This window comes from Nonomuraea sp. NPDC026600, assembly GCF_040638335.1.
In the GTDB taxonomy this organism is placed as follows: Bacteria; Actinomycetota; Actinomycetes; order Streptosporangiales; family Streptosporangiaceae; genus Nonomuraea.
This window is the reverse complement of record NZ_JBEZYD010000011.1, coordinates 285,732-306,875: the sequence shown is the minus strand read 5'-3', so window position 1 is coordinate 306,875 and position 21,144 is coordinate 285,732. Positions and strand designations below refer to the sequence as shown.

Genomic DNA, 21,144 nt, shown 5'->3' with positions numbered 1-21,144 from the left:
CTCACCATGAGAAGACTCCTGGCCCTCGCCGCGGGACTGGCCGTCCTCACCGCGTCCGCCTGCTCCACGCCCGCGCCGCCCAGATCCGACGCGCCGCGGACCAAACCGCCCGGCCCCGCCACCCTGCCCGCCCCCACCGGCCCCCGGCCGGTCGGCACGACCGCCCTGCATCTGACCGACACCTCCCGCCCCGATCCCTGGGACCCCGACGTCGACGCCAGGGAGCTCAAGGTCACCTTGTGGTATCCGACCAGGCAGCGTGACGGCCAGCGCTCGCCCTACATGACAGCCAAGGAAGCGGAACTCCTCCTCAAAGGCTCCGGGATCGCTACCGCGCCGTACGACACGCTGAGCAAGACACGAACCAACGCCGTCAAGGACGCCGACCCCTTCGGGCGCAAGCTTCCGCTGGTGGTGCTCTCACCCGGCTTCACCAAACCGATGAGCACGCTCACCTCCCTGGCCGAGGACCTCGCCAGCCGAGGCTACGTCGTGGCCGGAATCGACCACACCTACGAAAGCTACGCCACCACCCTGTCCGACGGCCGGGTCGCCGAATGCCTCGCCTGCGACAGCGACACCGACCCGGGCTCCCACGCCGCACTGGTCCAGGGCCGGGCCGCCGACGTCTCCTTCGTCCTCGACCAGCTGACCGCCAAGTGGCAGCATTCCGAACTGATTGACCGCAAAAAGATAGCGATGGTAGGCCAGTCGATCGGCGGAGCCGGCGCCGTGGCCGCCATGGTCAAAGACCCACGCATACGCGCCGGAATCGACATGGACGGCACCACCTACGCCCGGATCCCCAAGAGCGGCCTCTCCCGGCCGTTCATGTTCCTGGGTTCGCAAGAGCATGTCCCGGGCGGCCGCGACAATTCGTGGGACCGCGACTGGAAACTGCTGACCGGGTGGAAGCGCTGGCTCGTGCTGTCGGACGCCGAACACCAGTCCTTCACCGACATCCCGCTGGTGGCAGACGTCCTCGGTCTCGAATCTCTCCCTGGCATGATGCCCGCGGCCCGCGGCGCGGAGCTCACCCGCACCTACGTGGCAGCCTTCCTCAACCGGCATCTGAAGTCGCAGCGACAGCCCCTCCTGGACAAGCCGTCATCGCGCTACCCCGAGGCCAAGTTCTGCCCCGCGGCCTGCGCTCAATCCTGAGGCCCGGCGGCCCCTGAAGCTGGTCGGGGGATGCTGAAGACGCTGGATGCCTGCCTGGTCCGGTGATTCACGGCACGTGGAAGGTGTTGGTCTGCGTGGTGTTGTCGCCGATCTGCACCCCCATGGAATGCGCGACATTGACGGAGTACTTTCCCGCGCGTGCGCCTTCAGCATCCAGGAGCACCATGACCTTCTGAGCCGCCGCTATCAGGGCCGGGTCGTCACCCACTCGGACGTGTTCCAGTTCGGCGGTCAACTCCTCCTGGTTCTCGCCGACCTCCCGTTCGACCCGGCCCCGGGTCGAAAATGCGAACATGAACGAGGGCGGTGACCCGATTGACGCGCGCGGCGCGTTCGGCGTGTTGATCGGTGATCACGGCACGCAGATCAACTATTACTACGGCCGGACCGCGACCGACGGTGTGGCCCCGCCGCCCCTGGTTGCCATGTCGGGGGAGATCGAGTCTCCATACCGGGGACTGGCCGCCTTCGAGGAGCGGGACGCGGCGTTCTACTGCGGCCGGGAGCTCACCGTCGGCCAAGTGCTCGAACGGATGTCGCGGCTGCTGGACGAACGGGGCCTGCTCGTGGTGTCGGGGGCGTCGGGCGCGGGCAAGTCGTCGCTGCTGCGGGCCGGGGTCCTGCCGCGGATCAGGAGAGAAGGGCTGGCGGAGGCGCCGGAGGCAAAGGACTGGCCGTGCCTGGTGTTCACGCCCGGCCCGGCTCCCCTGGACGAACTGGCCGTGCGGACGGCGGCGCTGGCGGGGATCGACGCGATCTCCGTACGGACATCGCTGGAGTCCGGCCCTGCCGCGTTCGCGCTGACGGCCCGCCAGGCGGCGCTCAAGCAGTCAGCGGGCCGGTTGCTGCTGGTCGTTGACCAGTTCGAGCAGCTTTTCACCAGATGCCCAGATCCGCACGAGCAACGCGCGTTCATCACCGCCCTGCACGCCGCCGCGACGTTGGGGCACGACGTACGACAGATCCCGGCGGCGCTGGTCGTGCTGGTGGTCCGGGCCGACTTCGAGGCGCGCTGCGCCGACCATCCCCAGCTGACGGACGCCATCCAGAACCGCTACCTGGTAACGGCAATGACGGGACGGCAACTGCGGCTGGCCATCACCGAACCTGCGACCAGGATCGGCTCCGGCGTCGAGGAGGCGCTGGTGGAGATCCTGCTGAAGGAGGTGCGCGGGGCAGGCTCGCTGCCGCTGCTGTCACACGCCCTGGACCAGGCGTGGCGGCGGAAGGCCGGACAGCGGCTGACGGTCGCCGACTACGAGCGGACCGGCGGCATCGAAGGCGCCATCGCCGTCAGCGCGCAGAACGCCTACGAACGGCTCACGCCGGAGCAGCGCGACGCCGCCCGCGAGGTTTTCACCCGGTTGTCGGCCGCCGGCGACGACGGCACAGACATCGCACGCCGCGCCGAGCAGGCCGAGCTGTACGCAGGCGGGGGCACGTCGCAGTCTCAGAACGTCAGCGCGGTCCTGGAGTCGTTCGCCTCCGAACGGCTCCTGACCCTCGCCGCCGACACGGTGGAGCTCAGCCACGAGGTGCTCCTGAGCGCCTGGCCCCTCCTGCGTGACGAATGGCTCGCCGAGACTCGCACCGACCGCCTCATCCGCACCCGGCTGCAGGTCAGAGCGGCCGAATGGGCGGGTGACAATCGCGACCCGTCCTACCTGTACAGCGGCAACCTCCTGCAGGCGGCCATGGACGCGGACGCGCGCGCCACCGACGCCCCGGAGCGTCATCCCTCACTCAGCCGGGACGAACAAGACTTCCTGCTCGCGAGCCGGCGAGCCCATCAACGGGGTGTACGCCGGCGGCGAGCCTTCGTCGCCTTCCTCATGGCCTTGATCATGGTTTTGGCCGTGGTCACCGTCGCGGCTTACCGAGCCAGTGACGAGGCGGTCCGCCAGCGGGACATCGCGGCCTCGAACCAAGTCGCCATCCAGAGCGCGGACGTAGACGATCCCACATTGTCCAGGCTGCAGAGCGTCGTGGCCTGGCGGATCAATCCGTCACCGCAGAGCAGATACGCCATGAAGGTCGCGGCCGCCCGCGATGACATCGCCACGCTCACCGGGCACAGCGGCTGGGTCCTGGCGATCCAGTTCAGCCCCGACGGCCGGATCCTGGCGAGCGCGGGCGACGACAACACGATCCGGCTGTGGGACGTGGCCGCCCGCCGGCAGATCGGCCGCGCCTTCACCGCGGGGACCGGACCGGTCCTGACACTGGCGGTCTCGCCCGACGGCAAGACACTCGCCACAGGAGGCACCGACAATGCGGTACGCCTGTGGGACGTCGCCAGCCACCGCCAGGTCGCGGCACTCAAAGCCCACGCCGAGGTCGTGGGATCGGTGGCGTTCTCACCCAACGGCAGGATGCTGGCCAACTCCAACGGCGACGGGTCAGTCCGGTTATGGAATCTGGCGACTCGCCGGCAGGTCGCCACGCTCAGGGGACATCCCGGCCACAGCGGCTCCGTCGAGGTGGCCTTCTCCCCCGACAGCCGAATCCTGGTCACCGCCGCCAAGACCGTACAGTTCTGGGACACCGCCACCCATCGCAAGCTCGGCGGCCCCCTCATCGGCCACACCGAGCAGGTGAACGCGCTGGAGTTCTCGCCTGACGGCAAGACACTCGCGAGCGCAGGCGAGACCGTACGGCTGTGGGACACGGCCAGGAGACGCAAGATCGCCGCACTGCCCACCGGCGAGGACACCGTAATCACCTCGGTCAGCTTCACCTCCGACGGCAGTCTCCTGGCCAGCGGCGACGGCGACGGAGCGGCGCGACTGTGGGATACCTCGGGGCGCTATCAGATCGGCGCGACCCTCACCAGTACGCATGTCGGCACGCTGGACTTCTCCCCGGACGGGAGGATGCTGGCCACCGCCGGTTACAGCCCCACGATCCGGCTCTGGAACACCGCCCGCGCGGTCGGCACCCCGATCAGGGGCCACACCGATTCGGTCAACGCCGTCCTGTACTCCCCCGACGGCAGAACGATCGCCACCGCCGGAGACGACAGGACGCTGCGATTCTGGGACGCCCGGACGCGCAGGCGGATCGGCGAGCCGCTCACGGGCCACACCGGGCCGATCGTCGGTGCGGCGTACTCCCCGGACGGTTCCCTGGTGGCCACCACCAGCGGCGACGGGTCGCTGCGGCTCTGGGACACCCGCAGTCGCAAGCTGCGAGAGAAGGTCGCCACGGAACGGAAGACGTACGTCTCGACGGCGTTCTCACCGGACGGAACGACCCTCGCCATCGCGGGTGAGACCGGTCCGGTACGTCTGTGGCGCATCGGCCACAGTGGCTCGACCCCGATCCCCGGTGCGGACAATCCGCTCTACATCGCCCCGTCAAGCGGCGTCGCCACCGGCCCGGCGATCGTCTGGGTGACGTTCTCGCCCGATGGCCGTACCTTGGCCGCCGCCTACGGCGATGAGGTGCGGCTATGGGACCCCACCACTCATCAGCAGATCGGCCGGCCCTTCGCCGGCCACAGAGGGCTGCTCTCGGCGATGGCGTTCTCACCGGACGGCACGAAGCTGGCCACCGGAAGTAAGGACGAGACGATCCGGCTGTGGGATGTCGCGAGCCACGGCCTGATCGGCACTCCCCTCACCCGTCACACAGGCTCGGTGGATGCCATGGCGTTCTCCCCCAGCGGGGACACCCTGGCCACTGTCGCCGGAGACGGTGTGCGACTGTGGGACGTCGCCACCCGTCAGCAGGTCGGAACGCCACTCGCCGACTCCGACGAGTTGATCACCACACTTGCGTTCTCCCCTGATGGCAAGACCCTGGCCGGAGCGAGCGCGCACGGGCACGTACGGCTGTGGAACATGGACTACCTCGTGGACGACCTGCCGCGCCGCCTCTGCGCCGAAGCCGGACGCACCCTCACGAGCGCCGAATGGACGCAGTACGTTCCGCCGGGTCCCGCATTCCGGGAGACCTGCCCGTAGGGCTCGGGGCCCGTCGCGCGAACCCGAGTGGAGGTTCAACAGCGCGCCGCTGCACGTAGCGGGCGGGAGCCGGTCAACCTCACTGGCCCGACGCCAGCCGCCGCCCTTCTTAGCGCATGCCGTCACCGGAGCTTGTTGATGGTTTGTTTGAAGGTTGACGGATTTGTGAGTTGCATTCGCCCACCGCCTTTACATTGTAGATTAATTACAACGGGCGTCGCTGCCGGGCACATCGGGCACGCCAGAACCGCTGGTCGCCCAGATCAGCGAGGCGAAGCGCGAACCGGCTCAACTCGTGACACGCCCTTCTGACCTCGCGGCGCACCGCACCGACCCGAGCGGAGGGCCCTGAGAACGGGCCTGCCACAGTCGCCGAAAAAGTGATATCACTTTGCTAGCAAGATGAAGTCACGTAGAAGGGACGGACGATGGCCAACACATCGGGCGGGGCCACACTTGAGGCCGCCGTCGTGGACATGCCCGCACCGCACACGAGCGAGCACCCGGTACGGGCGGCCAACGGGTTCGTGATGCTGGGATTGGCGACGGCGCTGGACCTGGCCGGGATCGCGCTGCTCGTCATGGGAATCGTCATGCTCGCCTCGGGGGCCGGGCAGGGCGGCATGTGGCTGGTCATCGTGAGCAGCCTGATGATCCTGCTCGGGTCCTTCATGTACTTCGGCCTCACCGCGGTGGCGCCGGGCGAGGCCAGGGTGGTGCAGCTGCTCGGCCGGTACGTCGGCACCCTGCGCACCCCCGGCTTCCAGTGGGTCAACCCGATCACGGCGCGCCGGCGGGTGTCCACGAGGATCCGCAACCACGAGACGGACGTGACGAAGGTCAACGACGCGGACGGCAACCCGATCCAGATCGCGACCGTGGTGGTCTGGCAGGTGCGGGACACCGCGCAGGCGGTCTTCGAGGTGGACGACTTCGTGGAGTTCGTGGCCATCCAGGCGGAGACGGCCGTGCGGCACATCGCGGGCAGCTATCCGTACGACGCGCACGGCGAGCCCAGGCTGTCCCTGCGGGACAACGCCGACGAGATCAACGAGCGGCTGTCCACGGAGATCGCGGCCAGGGTGTCGTCCGCCGGGGTGAAGGTCATCGAGTCCCGCATCATCCACCTGGCGTACGCGCCCGAGATCGCCCACGCCATGCTGCGCCGCCAGCAGGCGGGCGCGGTGGTGGCGGCCCGGCAGCGGATCGTCGAGGGGGCGGTCGGCATGGTGGAGATGGCCCTGGCCAGGCTCGCCGAGCACGACGTGGTCGAGCTGGACGAGGAGCGCAAGGCGGCCATGGTGAGCAACCTGCTCGTGGTGCTGGTCGGCGACCGCGACACCCAGCCTGTGGTCAACACGGGCACGCTTTACCACTAGTCACCATGGAGCGGAAGAAGATCCTGCTGCGGCTTGACCCGGTGGTTCACGACGCGCTGGCCAGGTGGGCCTCCGACGAACTGCGCAGCACGAACTCCCAGATCGAGTTCCTGCTGCGCAGGGCCCTCGCCGAGGCCGGACGCCTGCCCGACGGGGTGGGGCGGATACGCCCACGCGGACGGCCGAGGAAGGCGCCAGAGGACGGCCTAGACCAAGAAGAAGAGGAGCGGGTGGATGGAGACGCAAGTGAAGCAGGCTGAGTCACTGACCCGATCGGCCTTCCTACTGGCCTTCGACCTGCGGAAGGAGAAGCTGACCCAGCGGGGCGAGCTGGGCTACCTGCTGCGCGCGGCCACCCTCGCCGAGCTGCTGCTGGCGGGCAACCTGGCGGACGAGTCGGGCAAGGCGCGAGCTCTCACCGCCCCGGCCGCCGAGCCGGGTTCCCTGCGGGCCGTGATCTGGGAGCAGATCTCGAGCTCGCCGCCCCGCTCGTGGCGGCGGTGGGTGCAGAAGGACAACGGCAAGGCGGTCCGCGTGGTACGCGACGAGCTGGCGGCCGCCCGGATGATCAGCGTGGAGCGGCGCCGGATCCTGCTGTTCCCGGTCGAGCGGATCACGCCGCGCAAGGCGTACCTGTCGCGCAGACTGGCCGAGCGCGTCGGCCGGGCCATCCGCGGCGGCCAGCCGGTCGGGCACCTGGACGAGGACGTCCGCGTCCTGGCGGCGCTGGCCACGGCGGCCCGGCTCAAGACGGTGGTTCCCTCCTGGCGGGAGACGCGTCTGCGCCGGGACCGGATCCAGCAGCTGTCCGCACCCGTCGAGCCGGTCGCGACCGCATTGCGCAAGAGCGTCGAGGCGGCCAGATCGGCGGCGGCGAGCGGAGGCGGCTGACACGCGGACAGTTCGCCGGGGCGCAGTCAGGTGGTGTCACCCAACTGTTCGGCCACCCGCTCCAGGCCACCCTTGATGAGCTGCCCATACTCGTCGTCGCCAAGCGCGCCGATCCCGTCCCGCGCCTGCTGGAGGTGCTCACGGGCGCGGTCGAGATCGCCCAGCTTGCGATAGCACTCGCTCAAGTTCAGGTGCAACGACGGATACAGGCCGGCCACCGAAAGCGGCACCCCGACTTGGGCCACCCGCTCATCGGTGATCAGGCCGACGGCGGCAAGCGCTCGCAGATCCCACATCAGCTCCTGGTGCACGTCGTCCTGCACATCGGCCATGGAGTGGGCGAGGACGCAAACGTGCAGCGGGTCGCCTTGCTCGCCGCCGATGTCGTCCCAGATCTGGGCGAACAACTCGCGAGCGGCTTCACGCTGGCCTTGGTGGTGATGCAACTCCACCCCCTGACCGATCCGGGTCATCGTGGGGTCGGCGGTCATTGGCGGCTCCTTCACCGTCGCAGGCGATCGCGCGGTCAGCCTACTTGCCCATATGTGGCTTAACGACCTTCAAGCGAGCTGGTCGATGCGGGTTATCGGTGCATGACTCCGGGGTCGGGGTCGAGGGTGATGGAGTCCAGGTTGACGTTGCCGTTGTCGTTGGGGCCGAAGGTGAAGGTGAGCGGGGTGGCCGGGGCGAGGGAGAGGCTGAGCTGGTGCTCCGACCAGGTGTCCCAGTTGGCCAGGGCGGGGAGCTTGAGCTGGATGGACTGGGTACCGCTGCCGAGGGTCATGGTCTGGGTAGTGCCCATGGCGTTGGCGTAGCGCAGGCGGAGGGTGTAGAGGCCGCCGACGGTGACCGGGGCGTTGAACCGTACGCCGCTGTCCTTGGTCTTCATGCAGGCCACGAAGCCGGTGCCGGTGTAGCCGGTGTGGTCGGTGCGCAGGCACGCGCCGCTGAGGAGCTGCGCGGATTCCGCTTCGATCCCGCGGGGTCCGGTGGCGAGCACTCCGCTGACGGCCAGCAGGTCGGCCGCGACGTCTGCCGGGATCGGCTCGGCCGTGACCAGGGCGGTGAACCGGTTGAGCGCTTCCCTCATCCCTGCCGGGTCGTTCGCGGCCGCGGAGGTGATCGAGGTTTCGACCTCGGTGCCGAGCCTGTCGGACAGCATCGGGTCGAGGGCTTCCGCGTCGGTCGCGAGCCGCACCTTCAGCGCGAGGGAGAAGAGCGCCCGCGGTGTGCCGAGCGGGGCGGCGAGCCGGTCGTCGATGGCGGTTCGGGCTTGCGCGGTCACCTCGGCGAGGGGAAGACCGTAGAGCGCCAGCCGTACTTCCTGCAACGCCAGGAGACGGCCGATCACGTCGCCCTGGCGGAGCGCGGTCTCGGCCCTGGAGATCGCCGGCTGGAGGCGCGCCATCGCGGACGACGTCACCCCGCCGGACTTTCGCAGCTTCCGGACGAGGCCGAGCAGCGAACGCGGCTGCGCCACCAGAACCGGTTTGCCGCGCTCGCCGCCGGGTGCGCCCATGGCGACCCGGAACTCCTGGTCGGGAACCTCGGCTGCGGGCAGAACGAACTCGACGGTCCGGGTTCCACCGCCCGCGACCCGGACACGCCGCACCTGGCCTGCGGCGCGACCGTCGAGGAACAGCCGGGCCTGGAATTCGGCGACGGTGCTGCCCTTGTTGGTAAGGGGAGCCTGCACGGTGAGCTGCTGGGTGGCCGGGTCCAGCACGGCTTCGGGGGTGCCGAAGTCGGCACGGGGGCCGGCGTACCAGGGGAGGTGGGCGAGGTCCCGGGCGGTCGCGGGTCTGATCCTGACGGCCTGGCCGCCGGCGGCGACCAGCGACATCGATAACCGGGTGGACGATCGGACCAGCGTCTTGCGGATCTCGACAGACAGCGGGTCGCCCTTCCAGGTGGTCTCCTGGGCGTCGGCGTAGGTCTCCGCCACGAAGGTGCCGTTGGGGAGGAACGACAGCGGAACCTGAAGGGTGCGGTCGTTCTCGTCGGTGATCGCGCCGAGGTACCAGGTGCCGCCGTTCCGACGGGCCGTCGTGGTGTAGTCCCCGATGACGCTGTCCAGGACGCGGGTCTCGTCCCACGTGGCGGGCATGTCCTTGAGGAAGGCGAATCCCGGGTGGGCGGCGTAGTTCTCGGGGGTGTCCGCGAGCATCTGCATCGGGCTGAAGAACGTCGGGTACAGCGCGAGCTGTGCGGCCGAGGTGGTCTGGACGCGGGTGCCGAGCCGGGCCGGGTCCCAGGTGACGTTCAGGACGCCGGGCGTGTAGTCGGCGGGTCCGCCCATGAATCGGGTGAAGGGGAGGATCGTGGCCTGTGCCGGTGGGTTGCCGTTGACGCCCATGTAGTTCTGCATCTCCATGCCCGCGACGCCCTCCCCCGTCATCATGTTCGGGTAGGTGCGCGCCAGGCCGGTGGGTTTGATCGCTTCATGTGCGTCGATCGTGATGCGGTGCCGGGCCGCCGCGTCGATCACCCGCTGGTAGTGGCGGACCGCCTCCTGGTCGTAGTGGCTGCGGTTGACGCCGCCGAGCAGGAATTTCGTGGCGTAGCCCGTCTTGATCGCGTGAATGCCGAGTTCCTGGTAACGGGAGAAGATCTTCTCCAGGTTCTGGTCGTAGTAGTCGATGTCGCCCCGGGTCTCGTTGTGGGCGATGTACCCGATGCCGTTGCCGGCGGCGTACCGGAGCACCTCGGGCAGGTCGAAGTCGGCCTGCGGGGTCAGGAAGTCCTGGCCCGCCCAGGAGCCGCCGGAGTTGGTGTTCCAGCCCTCGGCCAGCACGAACTTCGCGCCCGCCTGCTTGGCCAGGTCGATGTACTGCTTGACCCGTGCGGTGGTCGCGCCGTGCTTGAGCCCGGCGTTCCAGGTGGTCTGCCTGCGCTGAAGCTCCCACCAGACGCCCACGTACGTCGCGGGCTTGATCCAGGACGTGTCGCCGCAGATCGCGCACGCGTCGTTGAGGTTCTCGATCAGATGGGACTCGCCCAGGTCGCCGGGGCGCTCCCCCACGGTCAGGGTGCGCCAGGGCGTGGAGAACTCGCCGTTCAGCCTGGCCTTGGCGCCGTCAGGCAGGGCGATCAGGTCGCTGGAGAACCGGCCGGGCCGTCCGGGCACCGACTTCAGCGTCATGCTGGGGTAGTCGGTCAGGTCGGCCTCGTGCACCACCACGTAGGAGTCGGCGGCGGGCGAGGCGGTGATGGGGGTCTGGGCGGTGGCGACGCTGGACAGGGGCAGGTCGCGGTAGTGCTGCTCGTCGGCGGACCAGGTCTTGCCCGCCGCGATCGACCAGCTCCGCGCGGCGGGGTCGAGGGCGAACTCGGTCTGCTCGGCGGTGACGGCGTAGGCATCCAGACCGCTCTGGCTGGGGAAGTGGTAGCGGAAGCCGACCCCGTCGTCGAAGACCCGGAACACCAGATCGAGCCTGAACTCCGTGCCGGCCTGGATCGCGTGGACGGTGAGCTCGCTCGCGTGGTTCCTGACCTTGCTCGACGTCCCCCAGACCGGCTTCCACCTCTCGTTGATCGTGCGCCGTTCGACGGACTCGATGCTCATGCCCTGCGTGAGGCTGGGGCGTCCGGCGAGATCCACGCCGAGCCCTGATGCGCCGACGAGAGCCTTGCCGTGGCTGTTCACGCTGTAGGTCAGGCGCCCGTCCACGGTGGTGACCGCGACCCGCAGATCGCCGTCCGGCGACGTCACGACCTGAGCACCCGCCCCGGCGACCTCGGCCAGGGCACCGGGGGCGGGCTCCGCGGCCTGGGCGGGAACCGCCGAGATCCCTCCCGAGAATACGACGGCAGCCGTCATCGCGAGCAGTCCCGCCTGTCTTGTTCTCCGCGCTGTGCCCGCTCGGTTCATGCACGCCTCTTCTGTTGGGGGGAATTGGGCTCAGAGCGTCATGAAGCGCTCGCTTTCCGGCCGCTGGGAGGCTGGAAGCCGGTGAGGCCGGGTGTGTCGTTCGTGGTCAAGGCGATCTGGTTGAGCACCAGCCCGGCCTCACGAGGCGCCAGCGAGATCGTGTGCTCACCCGGCTCGAGCGCCAACGCGGCCGCGGCGACGCTCGTGCTGCCGTACCAGGTCTCGAACCCGGTCTCCGGCCCGGACTTGTTCGACTGGTATCTCCACTGCCCGTCGACCATCACGTGGTAGGAGTCGGCGTCGGCGTTCGGGTTGCTCGTGTTGACGAACAGGTAGTACGTGCCACCGGTCTGGATGTCGACGGTGAAGTCGAGCCGCGGTGGTGCTCCCGCCGCGGAGCTCCCGTTGACCTTCTGCGTCGGGCCGGCCCTGAACAACGCCTCGGCCTGGGCCGCCGAGGTCGCCAGCCACTGCGCCTTCGCGCCGGCGTCGGCCGGCGGGACGACCTGGAGACCGTTACGAGCCAGCGCCCAGCCGTGCGTCCCGTTGTTGCTGTCGACCGCGTTGGCGGAGGCGCTCTTCTCCAACGCGTCGGCCGCATCGAAGACGACCGAACCGTCCCGCTCCAGATAGGCGCCGACCGGCGCCCCCGCGGCGCTGCCCACCGTGACAGGCGCCACCCAGGCTTCACCACCACCAGCGGTGATGGAGAGCTCGGCCATCCCGGCCCGGTGCCCGGTGACCCGCACCTGACCGTCCTTCACCGCGACCGACACGGCGGTCTCGTTGTCAGACTCCGCGGCCACCACATCCCGCACACCCTCGACCGTGCTCGTCTCCCCCACCGACGTCCGGATCGCGGGCAGCCGGCGGAGCTTCGGCATCGTGTCAGGATGAGGCGCCACGGTGGCCCTCTGGGGTGCGGCGATGTTGTTCGGGCTCTCGGGCGGGCCGACAAGGCCGTCACCGGCCGCGCCGGCGCGAGCCTCGATGATGATCCGGTCGAAGAGGATCGCCGCGTCCGAGCGGTAGACCACGAGGTCGTGCCATCCCGGTGTGGTCGCCTCGATGGTGAAGTTCAGGGGTTCGATTCCATGCATGATGGTGAATCCCCAGGGGCTGGTGCTCGTACCGGCGACAGAGTTGCCGCGCAGCAGGCTGGGCACCTGGTCGTCGAGCCCGATCGCGGTGCGCGCGGTGCGCGGCGTGCCGTCGTCCTCTGTGCCTTCGTTCAGCGTCGGAATGCGGTAGAAGGTCCCGGTGAACCTCCCGGTGGAGGTGAAGTAGACCCGGTATCTCAGGCGGGCGGTCGCCGCGAAGCCGGAGTCGACCCGGGGCGCGATCTCCGGGAAGCCGCCCATCGATGCCCCGCGCTGACCCACGCCCTCAAGGGGGGCCCACCGGCTCCCGTCGGCGCCGGGCAGGTTCTCGGAGAAGTGCTCGGCCTCGAGGGCCACGTATCCGTTGGCCTCCAGGTGCGCCGGCTCGGCGACACGGCGCAGATCCACGGCTGCCCGCTCCGCCTCGACCGTGAACGTCGCGACCGGGTCGCCGACCTTGGCGCCGTGGACGGCGTTGAAGACCCGGATCGTCCCCGTCGCGGCTGGGTGGTTCTTGGCGACCGCCACCGTGACTCGTTGCTCTGTCGCGGTCGTGCCCGAGCGCTGAGAAAGGGTGATCCACCGAGCGTCCGCCTCGGCGACCCACTCCTGCGGGTCGGCCACGTCGGCCCGGGAGAACACGTCGAAGAACCGCTTGCCGTCGGGCGCGGCCGAGTTGAACCTCAGCGTGCCGCGGCCAGGCTCCTTGCTCCCCTCGGCGGCGGCGCCCACCGCATCGGCCGGTGTGGCCACCCGGGCATACCGGTCGTTGGTCAGCATGACGGTGCCCTCGTTCGGGAAGCCTTCGGGATGGCTGTGGCCGATGGCGTGGTCCCACTTGCCGTCGCTGATCGTGTTCCAGTAGTCCTCGTCGGTGAGGATGCGCTCACGGGCCTGCTTCGAGAGCAGCTCGTAGCTTCCCGCGCCGGCGTAGCGACCTTGGGCGGCAGCGAGCTGGTTCTTCCAGTAGTAGCCGATCTGCTCAGCCATGTTGCGGTAGGACCGGACTCGGTGGAGCACCTGCTGGTAGAACGCGGAGCGGTAGCGCGGGTCGAGCTTCGCGGAAGCACCCTGGAGAATCGCCACCAGCTCGTTGGACTCGTTGATGTAGCGCTGGAGCTCATCCCCGTCCGAGGTGGCGCTGAACGGGAAGACCTGACCGTTGTGGATCCTTCCTGAGCTCGCGTTGGAGGAGTTGATCTCCCCCCAGAACTCGGCGCGCTTGGCGTTCTCGAGCGCATCGAACCTTTCCAGCGCGTCGGCGACCACGGCGGCGTTGCCGCCCCTCAGCCGGAAGTCTCGCTGCACGTGCTCGATGAGGAACTTGCTCCCGATGTTCGTGTCGTCATAGCCCTTGACGTCCCACGCGAGCTTGGCGAACAGGTCGAGCTTGATCTCGCCGGGCTTGATGTCCCCGACATTGAGGATCCAGTAGCGCCCCGCACCGGAATTCCACGCCCGACGCAGCTGCTGCACCATCAAGGACATCGGCGTCGAGTTCAGCCACAGGTAGCTCTTCGGCTCGCCCCAGTAGGAGATGTGGTAGTAGACGCCGTTCCCGCCGGACCGGGCGGCTTCAGTCCGCGTGGGCACCTGGCGCAGATAGCCCTGGTTGTCCTCGGCCCACATCAGGGTCACGTCGGCGGGGATGTGGTCCTTCAGCCCGGCGTTGTAGAGATCGTTCATCTCCTTGTAGGGGATGAACACCTGCGGCACGGCGTCGACGCTGCCGTAGACCTCTGCGATCAGCTTGCGCTGCTCGCGAATGACGTCGGCCAGCATCTCGATCTTGTCCTTGAACCCGTACGGGTTGCCGGGTGTGAACACCGGATCGCTGTCGTGCACACCGCGGATGCCCAGGGCGAGGATGTTCTCGAAGCCGGCGTTGGCGACCACACGCCGGCGCCAGTACTCCAGGATCGCGGGCTTGTTGATCGAATAGTTGAAGGCCGCCACGGCGTCCGAGCCCTTGATGTCGAGCGCGTCCTTGTTGCGGTCGTACCACTGTCGCCACTCGCCCTCGTTGTTGCGCAGCATGAGCTCCGCGTGAGAGGAGGATGCGACCACGCCGAACGCCGCCGCCTCGCGAGCGTTGACCGGTGTCCCGTTGTCGTACGTCCCGGTGTCGGTGACCGCGTTGAACGCCCTCGAGGCCAGGTGCATCGCCGGCCATAACGTGTTCAGCCTGAGCCGCAGCATCAGCTCATAGACGTGCCGGTAGTAGTTGACGTCAGGCGTGCCCTTGCCGGTGGGGAACTTCTTCTTCGCCCACGCGATGGTGCGTTCTTCGTCGTTGATGAAGATTCCGCGGTACTTGACGTCCGGCCCGTCGTCGACCCGGGTCCTGCCTTTGACCTCGATGTCCTCGCGCTGCTTGACCGGCACGTCGCTGTACCAGTACCAGGGCGAGACGCCGATCTCCTCGGAGATCGAGTAGACCCCGTAGATCGTCCCGCGGGCGTCGCTGCCCGCGATCACCAGTGCGTCGCCGACCCCGGGGACCGGGTTCTTGATGGTCTTGGTCGCGTACGCCTCCCACGCGCCCTTGATCCCGGCGGCCTCGTCGAACTTGCCGGCTGCGACGATCTCGTCGATCAGCCGGCTCTGACCGATCTGGCCGACGATGATCGCGGTCTTCTGGCCCGCGGCCTTGGTCAGCAGGGCCGGCAGCTTGCTCTGGTCGGCCTTCGCCAGCCGTGCTTCCTTGGCCGGCTCGTCGTCGGCGAACAGGCTCTGCACATCACCGGGTTCGATCGCCCCGGTCACCATGGCGACATCCTGACGCAGGTCTTGGACGGCGCGGCGCACCTGCTTGTAGTCCCGATCGGCGTGATCGCCGCCATAGGACGGGTCGATCAGGATCGGAGCGGTCGTGCGACCGTTGAACATGGTGAAGCCGGTCGATGACGCCTGCGCCGGCGTCACCCCCACCGACGTCAGCGACGCGGCCAGCAGAGCGCCGATCGTCACAGCCACGGACCATCGCCTGGCCCGACCCGCGATATCGCGGTGCGCACCTCGATCGCTCTGCCCGGGCTGCGACATGCCTCGCTCCTCTCGTCCGGCACGTGATCGTGTGGCCGGCATGATCGCAACGTAGGTAGCATGCGACAACTTCTGCAAGGTGTTGCCAGAATTTCCATTCTCGTGGGTAGATGCGTTCGTGGAGCCCACCATCTTTGACGTCGCGAAAGCTGCCGGCGTGGCCGCGTCGACGGTCTCCCGGGCGTTCAACAAGCCCGGCCGGGTCAACGAAGCGACGCGACAGCGGATAGTCGCCGCCGCCGCACAGCTCGGCTACCAGCACAGACCGCAGAACCGCGCTCTCGCGGGTCTACGCCACCGCACCATCGCCATGGTGCTCTCCGACATCACCAATCCCCACTTCTTCGAGCTGATCCGCGGCGCGGAGCAGCGCGCGAAGGCGTCCGACATCACTTTGGTGATCGTCAACGCCGAGGAATCCCGGCGCATCGAGGAGAACCAGATTCGCGACCTGACCGCCGGCGTGGACGGGTTCGTGCTGGCCTCCAGCCGGCTCGACGACGAGGTCCTGCGCGACCTCGCCAAGGTGCACCGGATCGTCCTGTTCAACCGAGAGCTGCCCGGGTTGACCAGCGTGACGTTCGACACCGTCGCCGGCTGTCACCAGATCCTGGAACACCTGGCCTCGCTCGGGCACCAGAGCTTCACCTACTGCGCCGGGCCACCCAGCTCCTGGATGGGGGCGGCGCGCTGGGCGGCACTGAGCTCCGGGGCCGAAGCGCGCGGTCTGACGGCACACCGGATCGGTCCGTACGCCCCCAACGTCGCAGGCGGCGGGGCCGCCGCCGACGGAGCGCTGCGCACCGATGTGACGGCGGTCGTAGCTCACAACGACCTCCTGGCGATCGGCATCATCCGACGCCTCGCCCAGCGCGGTGTTCGAGTCCCGGCCGACATCAGCGTGATCGGGTTCGACGACATCTTCGCCGCCGACTTCGTCCATCCCTCGTTGACCACCCTGGCCGGGCCCGGCTCGCACGCCGGTCGGCTCGCGGTAGAGCTCTTGATCGAGCAGTTCGCCGCACGATCACAACGCGAGGGCGAGACGATCCGCCTGCCCACCGAACTGGTGCTTCGCGAGTCGTCCGGCCCAGCGGAACACCGCGCCTAAGCGCCGTTGCCTCGCGGCATCACGCGGGCGGTCGCGGGCCTGCGGTCGTGTTCAGGCCGGCCAGGAGCAGGTCGAGGCCAGTGGTGAATTGGTCGCGGTCGTCGTGGTCGCGCAGGTCCGCGGTGGTGCGCGTCAGGAAGGGGTAGTCGGCGGGGTCGAGTTCTTCCCAGCGTTCGGCGGTCCGGGTGAGGAAGGCGTCGCGGCTGGTGGTCGCGCCGACGGTGGTGCGTGGGGCGATGATCTGGGCGCTGACGCCGGTGATGTAGTAGGAGATCGCGGTGGAGACCGCGAAATGCCGCTCGGCGGGCAACCCGGTACGTGCGACAAGGGTGCCGATGCGGTCGAGCAGGCGCAGTGCGTTCGCCAGCGTGGCCGGCGCGGTGACGTGGGAGGCTGCCCACGGGTGCCGATCAAGGGCATCGAAGACGGCGACGGCAAGCGCGCGCAGCTCGGCGCCGGCGTCTTCCTCGAGGCGCGGGGCCGCGGCGAAGGCGTGGCCGAGCACCTGATCGGCGGCCAGGACGACGAGCTCGTCCTTGTTCGTCACGTGCCAGTACAGCGCGCCGGGTCCGGTGTTCAGGTGTTTGGCCAGCAGCCGGAAGGTGAGTCCCCGCTCGCCGAGCTCGTCCAGCAGCGTAACGGCCGCGCCGACGATGACCTCTCGCGAAAGGGCGTCGGCGCGCCCCCCAGTGGGTGCTCTTCCTCGGGTCCGCATGGCCTCATTTTGACACATCATGGACCGGCGTTCCATATTACTTATGGAACACCGATCCATATGGATGTCCGGGCGCTCCGCCCGCACAGAAGCGAGGAAGCCCATGAACACCAGCCACCACCCGATCGCCATCGTCGGCGCCGGCCTCGGCGGGTTGACCCTCGCCCGGGTCCTGCACGTCCACGGCATTCCCGCAACGGTCTACGAGGCCGACCCTTCGGCGAAGTCCCGCACGCAGGGCGGCCAGCTCGACATCCACGAGGACGACGGGCAGCACGCGCTCGCCGACGCCGGCCTCACCGACGAGTTCCGCGCGATCATCCACGAAGGCGCTGAGGCGTCGCGCGTGCTCGACCAGCACGGCAAGCTGCTGTTCGACGCCCCCGACGACGGCACGGCGCGGCGTCCCGAAGTGCTACGCGGAGACCTGCGTCGGATCCTGCTCGATTCCCTGCCCGACCAGGCGGTCCGGTGGGGACACAGGGTCACCGGTGTCCGGTCCCTCGGCGACGGCCAACACGAGCTGACCTTCGCCGACGGCTCGACCGCGACCAGCAGTCTCCTCGTCGGTGCCGACGGCGCCTGGTCGAAGATCCGCCCGCTGCTCTCCGACGCCAAGCCCGAGTACGTCGGCACGACGTTCATCGACACCTACCTGTACGACGCCGACGAGCGGCACAGCGCGACGGCCGAGGCGGTCGGTGTTGGCGCGATGTACGCGCTGACCCCGGGTAAGGGGATCATCGCGCACCGCGAGGCGGGGAACATCCTGCACACGTACGTCGAGCTGAACCGCCCCGCCGAGTGGATCGCCGGCATCGACTTCACCGACGCCGTCGCCGCGACCGCTCGGGTCGCGGCCGAGTTCGACGGGTGGGCTCCGGAGCTCACCGCGCTGATCACCGACGGCGAGACCGCTCCGGTCGCGCGCATGATCCACACACTCCCGGACGGACACCGATGGGAGCGCGTACCCGGGGTGACGCTCCTCGGCGATGCCGCGCACCTGATGCCGCCCTCCGGTGACGGCGCGAACCTGGCGATGTTCGACGGCGCCGAACTCGGTAAGGCGATCGCCGCTCACCCCGACGACTTCGAGGCGGCACTCATTGCCTACGAAGAGGCGTTGTTCCCGCGCACCGAAACCTTCTACGCCGACGCGCACGAGATGCTGGACCTCTGTCTCGGCGACCGCGCACCGTTCGGATTCATCGACCTGTTCAACGCTGATCCCCAGGGTCAGGACGGGGCATGGGGGCAGATCGGGTGCGGTGGTCAGTGACGGCGGGCTGCGATGATCCAGGCCCGCGAGTCGAAGTACACGCCTCTGTCGGTGTTGTGGGCGGCGAGGGTGGCGCGTAGCCGCGTGCGTGCTTGCTCGGCTGTCGCGGCGTCGAGGTTGGCGAGCAGGTCTTTGTATTCCCGTAGGCGGAGCACGTTATCGAAGGCGGTGGCGGTGTCCGGGCCGTAGAAGACGGGCTCGTGCACGTCGGTGAAGCTGACTCGGGTGAAGCCTGCCGCCGCCAGGATGCCTTGCGTGATGGTCGGGTCGGCGAGTGAGAACGCGCCTGGACCGCCGGTGGGAGGGGCGGATGTGGCCGTTGCGGCGGCGAGGCTCCGGCGGATCGCGGAGGCCCATTCATTGCGGTCGCGATCTTGCCAGACCAGCAGCACGAGGCGCACTCCGGGGCGCAGAGCGCGCCCGATATTGGTGAACGCGGCGACTGGGTCGGCGAAGAACATCGTGCCGAACCTGCTGATACAAAGGTCGAAATGCGTCGGTGAGAAGCGGTGAACCTGAGCGTCCGCCTGCTGGTAAGTAGTGTTGGGCAGTCCCTGGTCGTCGCTGAGCTGACGGGCCCGTTCGAGCATTGGCGCGGAGAGGTCGACGCCTACCGCGCTTCCGGTGACGGCGGCGCGGGCGGCCTCGCGTGTGGACTGGCCCGTACCACAGCCGATGTCGAGCACGCGGTCGCGGGAGCCGACGTGGGCAGCGGCGCGGAAGAGTTCGTTGTGCAGACGCAACTCCGCGTCGTAGTCGAACAGGTCGGTCTGCCTGGTCCCGTGCTCACCCGAGGTCGGCTCGGAGTTCGGCCGCAAGGAACGGTTCACTGCTCGATCCTCGTTGCAGACGCGGTAGCCGCGTAGCCCGCCAACATGTCCGCCACCTCTTTGGGGCGGCTGAGTGCGACGCAGTGGCCGCCCGCGATCTCGTCGGGGACGATACCCAGGCGCTCGGGCACCAGCCGGCGAAAGAAGTCGGGCGGGAAGAAGCGGTCCTCGCTGCAGAGCACGAACCTCGTCGGCACGTTCGGCCAAGCATCCAACGGCCACGGAGCGGCCGATGCGGCCCTGGACGGATGGTCGCGCTCCTTGCCCATCGCCTCCTCGGCCAGCTCACGGGGTACATCGTGGTAGAAGCTCACGAACGGATCCGCGCTGCCGGTCAAACCGCCATCGCGCTCGGCCTGCTCCTCCACCGCGCTCTGGCAGCCGGTGCCGGCCCACCACTCATCCGGCGGCTCACCCGGCGACGGGACCATGCCGGCCAAGAGGACCAGCACATCGACGGGCAGCCGATCGGCGACCAACGGGGCGGTGAACGCACCGAACGAGTGGCCCACGACGACCAGGTCCCGCTTGTCACCGACGGCCTCGACCACGGCGTCGGCGTAGTCCGTCAGGGTCTTCGACTCGTCGTCACCCGGAAGGTCGGGAGCCACCACGTCGTGCCCACGCGCTCGTAGCTCGGCCTCCACCAGGTGCCAGGACCATCCGACGTCTCCTCCGCCGTGGATCAACACGAATGTACTCATTGGACTCTCCCTTGATGGGCTTCGAGCTTTTGCCGGTGCGGCGGTGGTTACTACGCTAGGAGCCAGATGCCATCGTGAAAAGCGATTGTTTCCGATCAACTCGATCGCTAGAAGCGATGGCTGGGAGTACGCTGGGATCCGTGACCGATCTCGAACTGAGGCACCTGGCCGCGATGGCCGCTGTCGCCGAGGAGGGCTCGTTCGGCCGGGCGGCGGCCCGCCTCGGCTACACCCAGTCGACCGTGAGCCAGCAGATCGCCGCGTTGGAGAGGTCTGTCGGCGGCCCGGTGTTCGATCGACCGGGTGGGCCCAGACCGGTACGGATCACACCGCTCGGCGCCGTCGTCCTCGAGCACGGACGCGAGCTGCTGGCGAAGGCGGCAGCCCTGGCCGAGGCCGTGGACCGGTTCCAGGCCGGCGACGGCCGGATCGACATCGGCACCTTCCAGAGCGTGTCCACGGTGATCTTGCCGGTCGTCGTACGTCGGCTGCGCGACGAGCACCCCGGCTGCGACATCCGGCTGTCCGAGGAAGAGCCGGAGGCGCCTCAGATCGGCGATCTCGACCTGCTGTTCTACGACGGCCCCCTCGACGGCGACGTCGAGCATGTCAAGCTGCTCGACGATCCGTACCTGCTGGTGGCCGGGCGCGGCACCTTCTCCGAGCGTTCTGTCCCGCTGGACCAGCTCGACGGCGCACCGCTGGTGGCCTGGCCGTCGACCTGCGACCAGCCCAGGATGGAGGAGGCCTTCACCCGCGCCGGCGCGCACCCGAAGATCGTCTTCCGTACGGCAGGCAACGAAACGCTGCTGTCGATGGTGCGAGCCGGGATGGGATCGGCAGTGCTGCCATGGCTCGCCATCCACGCTGCCGGCGCCGAGTCGGACGATCGGCTCCGCGTCCACGAGCTGCGACCGGCCATTCCCCCACGCGAGATCTGCCTGCACTGGCGGGCCGACCGTACCCACTCCCCCTTGGCGGCCCGAGCGATCGAGATCGCCATCGAAGTCGCGTCCGACCTGGCCGAAGAGCTGGCCCTGGAGTACTCCGGTCCGACCACGTAAGCAGG

Annotated in this window: 15 protein-coding genes; 8 read left to right on the top strand and 7 right to left on the bottom strand. The window is 68.8% G+C overall.

Features of this window, described 5'->3' with window-relative positions; translation table 11 throughout:
• Positions 1 to 6: 6 nt before the first annotated feature.
• A complete protein-coding gene (locus tag AB0F17_RS26840; protein ID WP_358027821.1) occupies positions 7 to 1,161 on the top strand; it encodes an alpha/beta hydrolase in 1,155 nt (384 codons plus the stop codon).
• A gap of 67 nt (positions 1,162 to 1,228) precedes the next feature.
• On the opposite strand, the gene AB0F17_RS26835 is transcribed toward AB0F17_RS26840, so the two are convergent.
• Positions 1,229 to 1,477 (bottom strand): hypothetical protein, encoded by a 249-nt coding sequence (locus AB0F17_RS26835; RefSeq protein ID WP_358027818.1) that lies wholly within the window; start codon positions 1,475 to 1,477, stop codon positions 1,229 to 1,231.
• Here AB0F17_RS26835 and AB0F17_RS26830 point away from each other — a divergent pair.
• The 4 genes from AB0F17_RS26830 to AB0F17_RS26815 all read left to right on the top strand — a co-directional run bounded on the left by AB0F17_RS26830 (position 1,476) and on the right by AB0F17_RS26815 (position 7,417).
• Positions 1,476 to 5,147, top strand: coding sequence for a hypothetical protein (locus tag AB0F17_RS26830; RefSeq protein WP_358027815.1), 3,672 nt, complete (start codon positions 1,476 to 1,478; stop codon positions 5,145 to 5,147). The two genes, AB0F17_RS26835 and AB0F17_RS26830, sit on opposite strands and share 2 nt — an antisense overlap.
• 428 nt (positions 5,148 to 5,575) lie before the next feature.
• Positions 5,576 to 6,526, top strand: coding sequence for an SPFH domain-containing protein (locus tag AB0F17_RS26825; RefSeq protein ID WP_358027812.1), 951 nt, complete (start codon positions 5,576 to 5,578; stop codon positions 6,524 to 6,526).
• Between the two features lie 5 nt (positions 6,527 to 6,531).
• The gene (locus tag AB0F17_RS26820) at positions 6,532 to 6,786 is read left to right on the top strand and encodes a hypothetical protein (protein ID WP_358027810.1); all 255 of its coding nucleotides are present in this window, start codon (positions 6,532 to 6,534) and stop codon (positions 6,784 to 6,786) included.
• Entirely contained in the window at positions 6,761 to 7,417 is a 657-nt protein-coding gene (locus tag AB0F17_RS26815) for a GPP34 family phosphoprotein (protein WP_358027807.1), read from the top strand. Before AB0F17_RS26820 ends, AB0F17_RS26815 begins: the two co-directional genes overlap by 26 nt.
• Before the next feature lie 26 nt (positions 7,418 to 7,443).
• Here the strand turns inward: AB0F17_RS26815 and AB0F17_RS26810 are convergent, their stop codons facing one another.
• The 3 genes from AB0F17_RS26810 to AB0F17_RS26800 form a co-directional block, all read right to left on the bottom strand.
• Positions 7,444 to 7,908, bottom strand: coding sequence for a tetratricopeptide repeat protein (locus tag AB0F17_RS26810; protein WP_358027805.1), 465 nt, complete (start codon positions 7,906 to 7,908; stop codon positions 7,444 to 7,446).
• A 92-nt stretch (positions 7,909 to 8,000) separates the two neighbouring features.
• Positions 8,001 to 11,237 (bottom strand): glycoside hydrolase family 97 catalytic domain-containing protein, encoded by a 3,237-nt coding sequence (locus AB0F17_RS26805; RefSeq protein ID WP_358027802.1) that lies wholly within the window; start codon positions 11,235 to 11,237, stop codon positions 8,001 to 8,003.
• An 89-nt stretch (positions 11,238 to 11,326) separates the two neighbouring features.
• On the bottom strand, positions 11,327 to 15,364 hold the full coding sequence (locus AB0F17_RS26800) for a glycosyl hydrolase 115 family protein (RefSeq protein WP_358027800.1): 4,038 nt from the start codon (positions 15,362 to 15,364) through the stop codon (positions 11,327 to 11,329).
• A 187-nt stretch (positions 15,365 to 15,551) separates the two neighbouring features.
• On the opposite strand from AB0F17_RS26800, the gene AB0F17_RS26795 reads away from it, so the two are divergent.
• Positions 15,552 to 16,544 (top strand): LacI family DNA-binding transcriptional regulator, encoded by a 993-nt coding sequence (locus AB0F17_RS26795; RefSeq protein WP_358027797.1) that lies wholly within the window; start codon positions 15,552 to 15,554, stop codon positions 16,542 to 16,544.
• A 19-nt stretch (positions 16,545 to 16,563) separates the two neighbouring features.
• On the opposite strand, the gene AB0F17_RS26790 is transcribed toward AB0F17_RS26795, so the two are convergent.
• Positions 16,564 to 17,259 carry a TetR/AcrR family transcriptional regulator C-terminal domain-containing protein gene (locus AB0F17_RS26790; protein WP_358027794.1) on the bottom strand — a complete coding sequence of 232 codons (696 nt, stop codon included), beginning with the start codon at positions 17,257 to 17,259 and terminating at the stop codon, positions 16,564 to 16,566.
• 103 nt (positions 17,260 to 17,362) lie between these two features.
• On the opposite strand from AB0F17_RS26790, the gene AB0F17_RS26785 reads away from it, so the two are divergent.
• The gene (locus AB0F17_RS26785; RefSeq protein WP_358027791.1) at positions 17,363 to 18,541 is read left to right on the top strand and encodes an NAD(P)/FAD-dependent oxidoreductase; all 1,179 of its coding nucleotides are present in this window, start codon (positions 17,363 to 17,365) and stop codon (positions 18,539 to 18,541) included.
• On the opposite strand, the gene AB0F17_RS26780 is transcribed toward AB0F17_RS26785, so the two are convergent.
• Positions 18,535 to 19,371: a methyltransferase domain-containing protein gene (locus tag AB0F17_RS26780; protein ID WP_358027788.1), complete on the bottom strand. Its 837-nt coding sequence runs from the start codon at positions 19,369 to 19,371 to the stop codon at positions 18,535 to 18,537. The two genes, AB0F17_RS26785 and AB0F17_RS26780, sit on opposite strands and share 7 nt — an antisense overlap.
• Positions 19,368 to 20,075, bottom strand: coding sequence for an alpha/beta hydrolase (locus AB0F17_RS26775; RefSeq protein ID WP_358027785.1), 708 nt, complete (start codon positions 20,073 to 20,075; stop codon positions 19,368 to 19,370). Before AB0F17_RS26775 ends, AB0F17_RS26780 begins: the two co-directional genes overlap by 4 nt.
• A 140-nt stretch (positions 20,076 to 20,215) precedes the next feature.
• Between AB0F17_RS26775 and AB0F17_RS26770 the strand changes: the two genes are divergently transcribed.
• Positions 20,216 to 21,139 (top strand): LysR family transcriptional regulator, encoded by a 924-nt coding sequence (locus tag AB0F17_RS26770; protein WP_358027782.1) that lies wholly within the window; start codon positions 20,216 to 20,218, stop codon positions 21,137 to 21,139.
• Positions 21,140 to 21,144 lie beyond the last annotated feature (5 nt).

What these genes read in the sequence shown, in the direction of transcription:
- AB0F17_RS26840 (WP_358027821.1), top strand. Translation starts at nt 7, where the DNA reads ATGAGAAGACTCCTGGCCCTCGCCGCGGGACTGGCCGTCCTCACCGCG.
- AB0F17_RS26830 (WP_358027815.1), top strand. Translation starts at nt 1,476, where the DNA reads ATGAACGAGGGCGGTGACCCGATTGACGCGCGCGGCGCGTTCGGCGTG.
- AB0F17_RS26835 (WP_358027818.1), bottom strand. Translation starts at nt 1,477, where the DNA reads ATGTTCGCATTTTCGACCCGGGGCCGGGTCGAACGGGAGGTCGGCGAG.
- AB0F17_RS26825 (WP_358027812.1), top strand. Translation starts at nt 5,576, where the DNA reads ATGGCCAACACATCGGGCGGGGCCACACTTGAGGCCGCCGTCGTGGAC.
- AB0F17_RS26820 (WP_358027810.1), top strand. Translation starts at nt 6,532, where the DNA reads ATGGAGCGGAAGAAGATCCTGCTGCGGCTTGACCCGGTGGTTCACGAC.
- AB0F17_RS26815 (WP_358027807.1), top strand. Translation starts at nt 6,761, where the DNA reads ATGGAGACGCAAGTGAAGCAGGCTGAGTCACTGACCCGATCGGCCTTC.
- AB0F17_RS26810 (WP_358027805.1), bottom strand. Translation starts at nt 7,908, where the DNA reads ATGACCGCCGACCCCACGATGACCCGGATCGGTCAGGGGGTGGAGTTG.
- AB0F17_RS26805 (WP_358027802.1), bottom strand. Translation starts at nt 11,237, where the DNA reads ATGACGGCTGCCGTCGTATTCTCGGGAGGGATCTCGGCGGTTCCCGCC.
- AB0F17_RS26790 (WP_358027794.1), bottom strand. Translation starts at nt 17,259, where the DNA reads ATGCGGACCCGAGGAAGAGCACCCACTGGGGGGCGCGCCGACGCCCTT.
- AB0F17_RS26785 (WP_358027791.1), top strand. Translation starts at nt 17,363, where the DNA reads ATGAACACCAGCCACCACCCGATCGCCATCGTCGGCGCCGGCCTCGGC.
- AB0F17_RS26775 (WP_358027785.1), bottom strand. Translation starts at nt 20,075, where the DNA reads ATGAGTACATTCGTGTTGATCCACGGCGGAGGAGACGTCGGATGGTCC.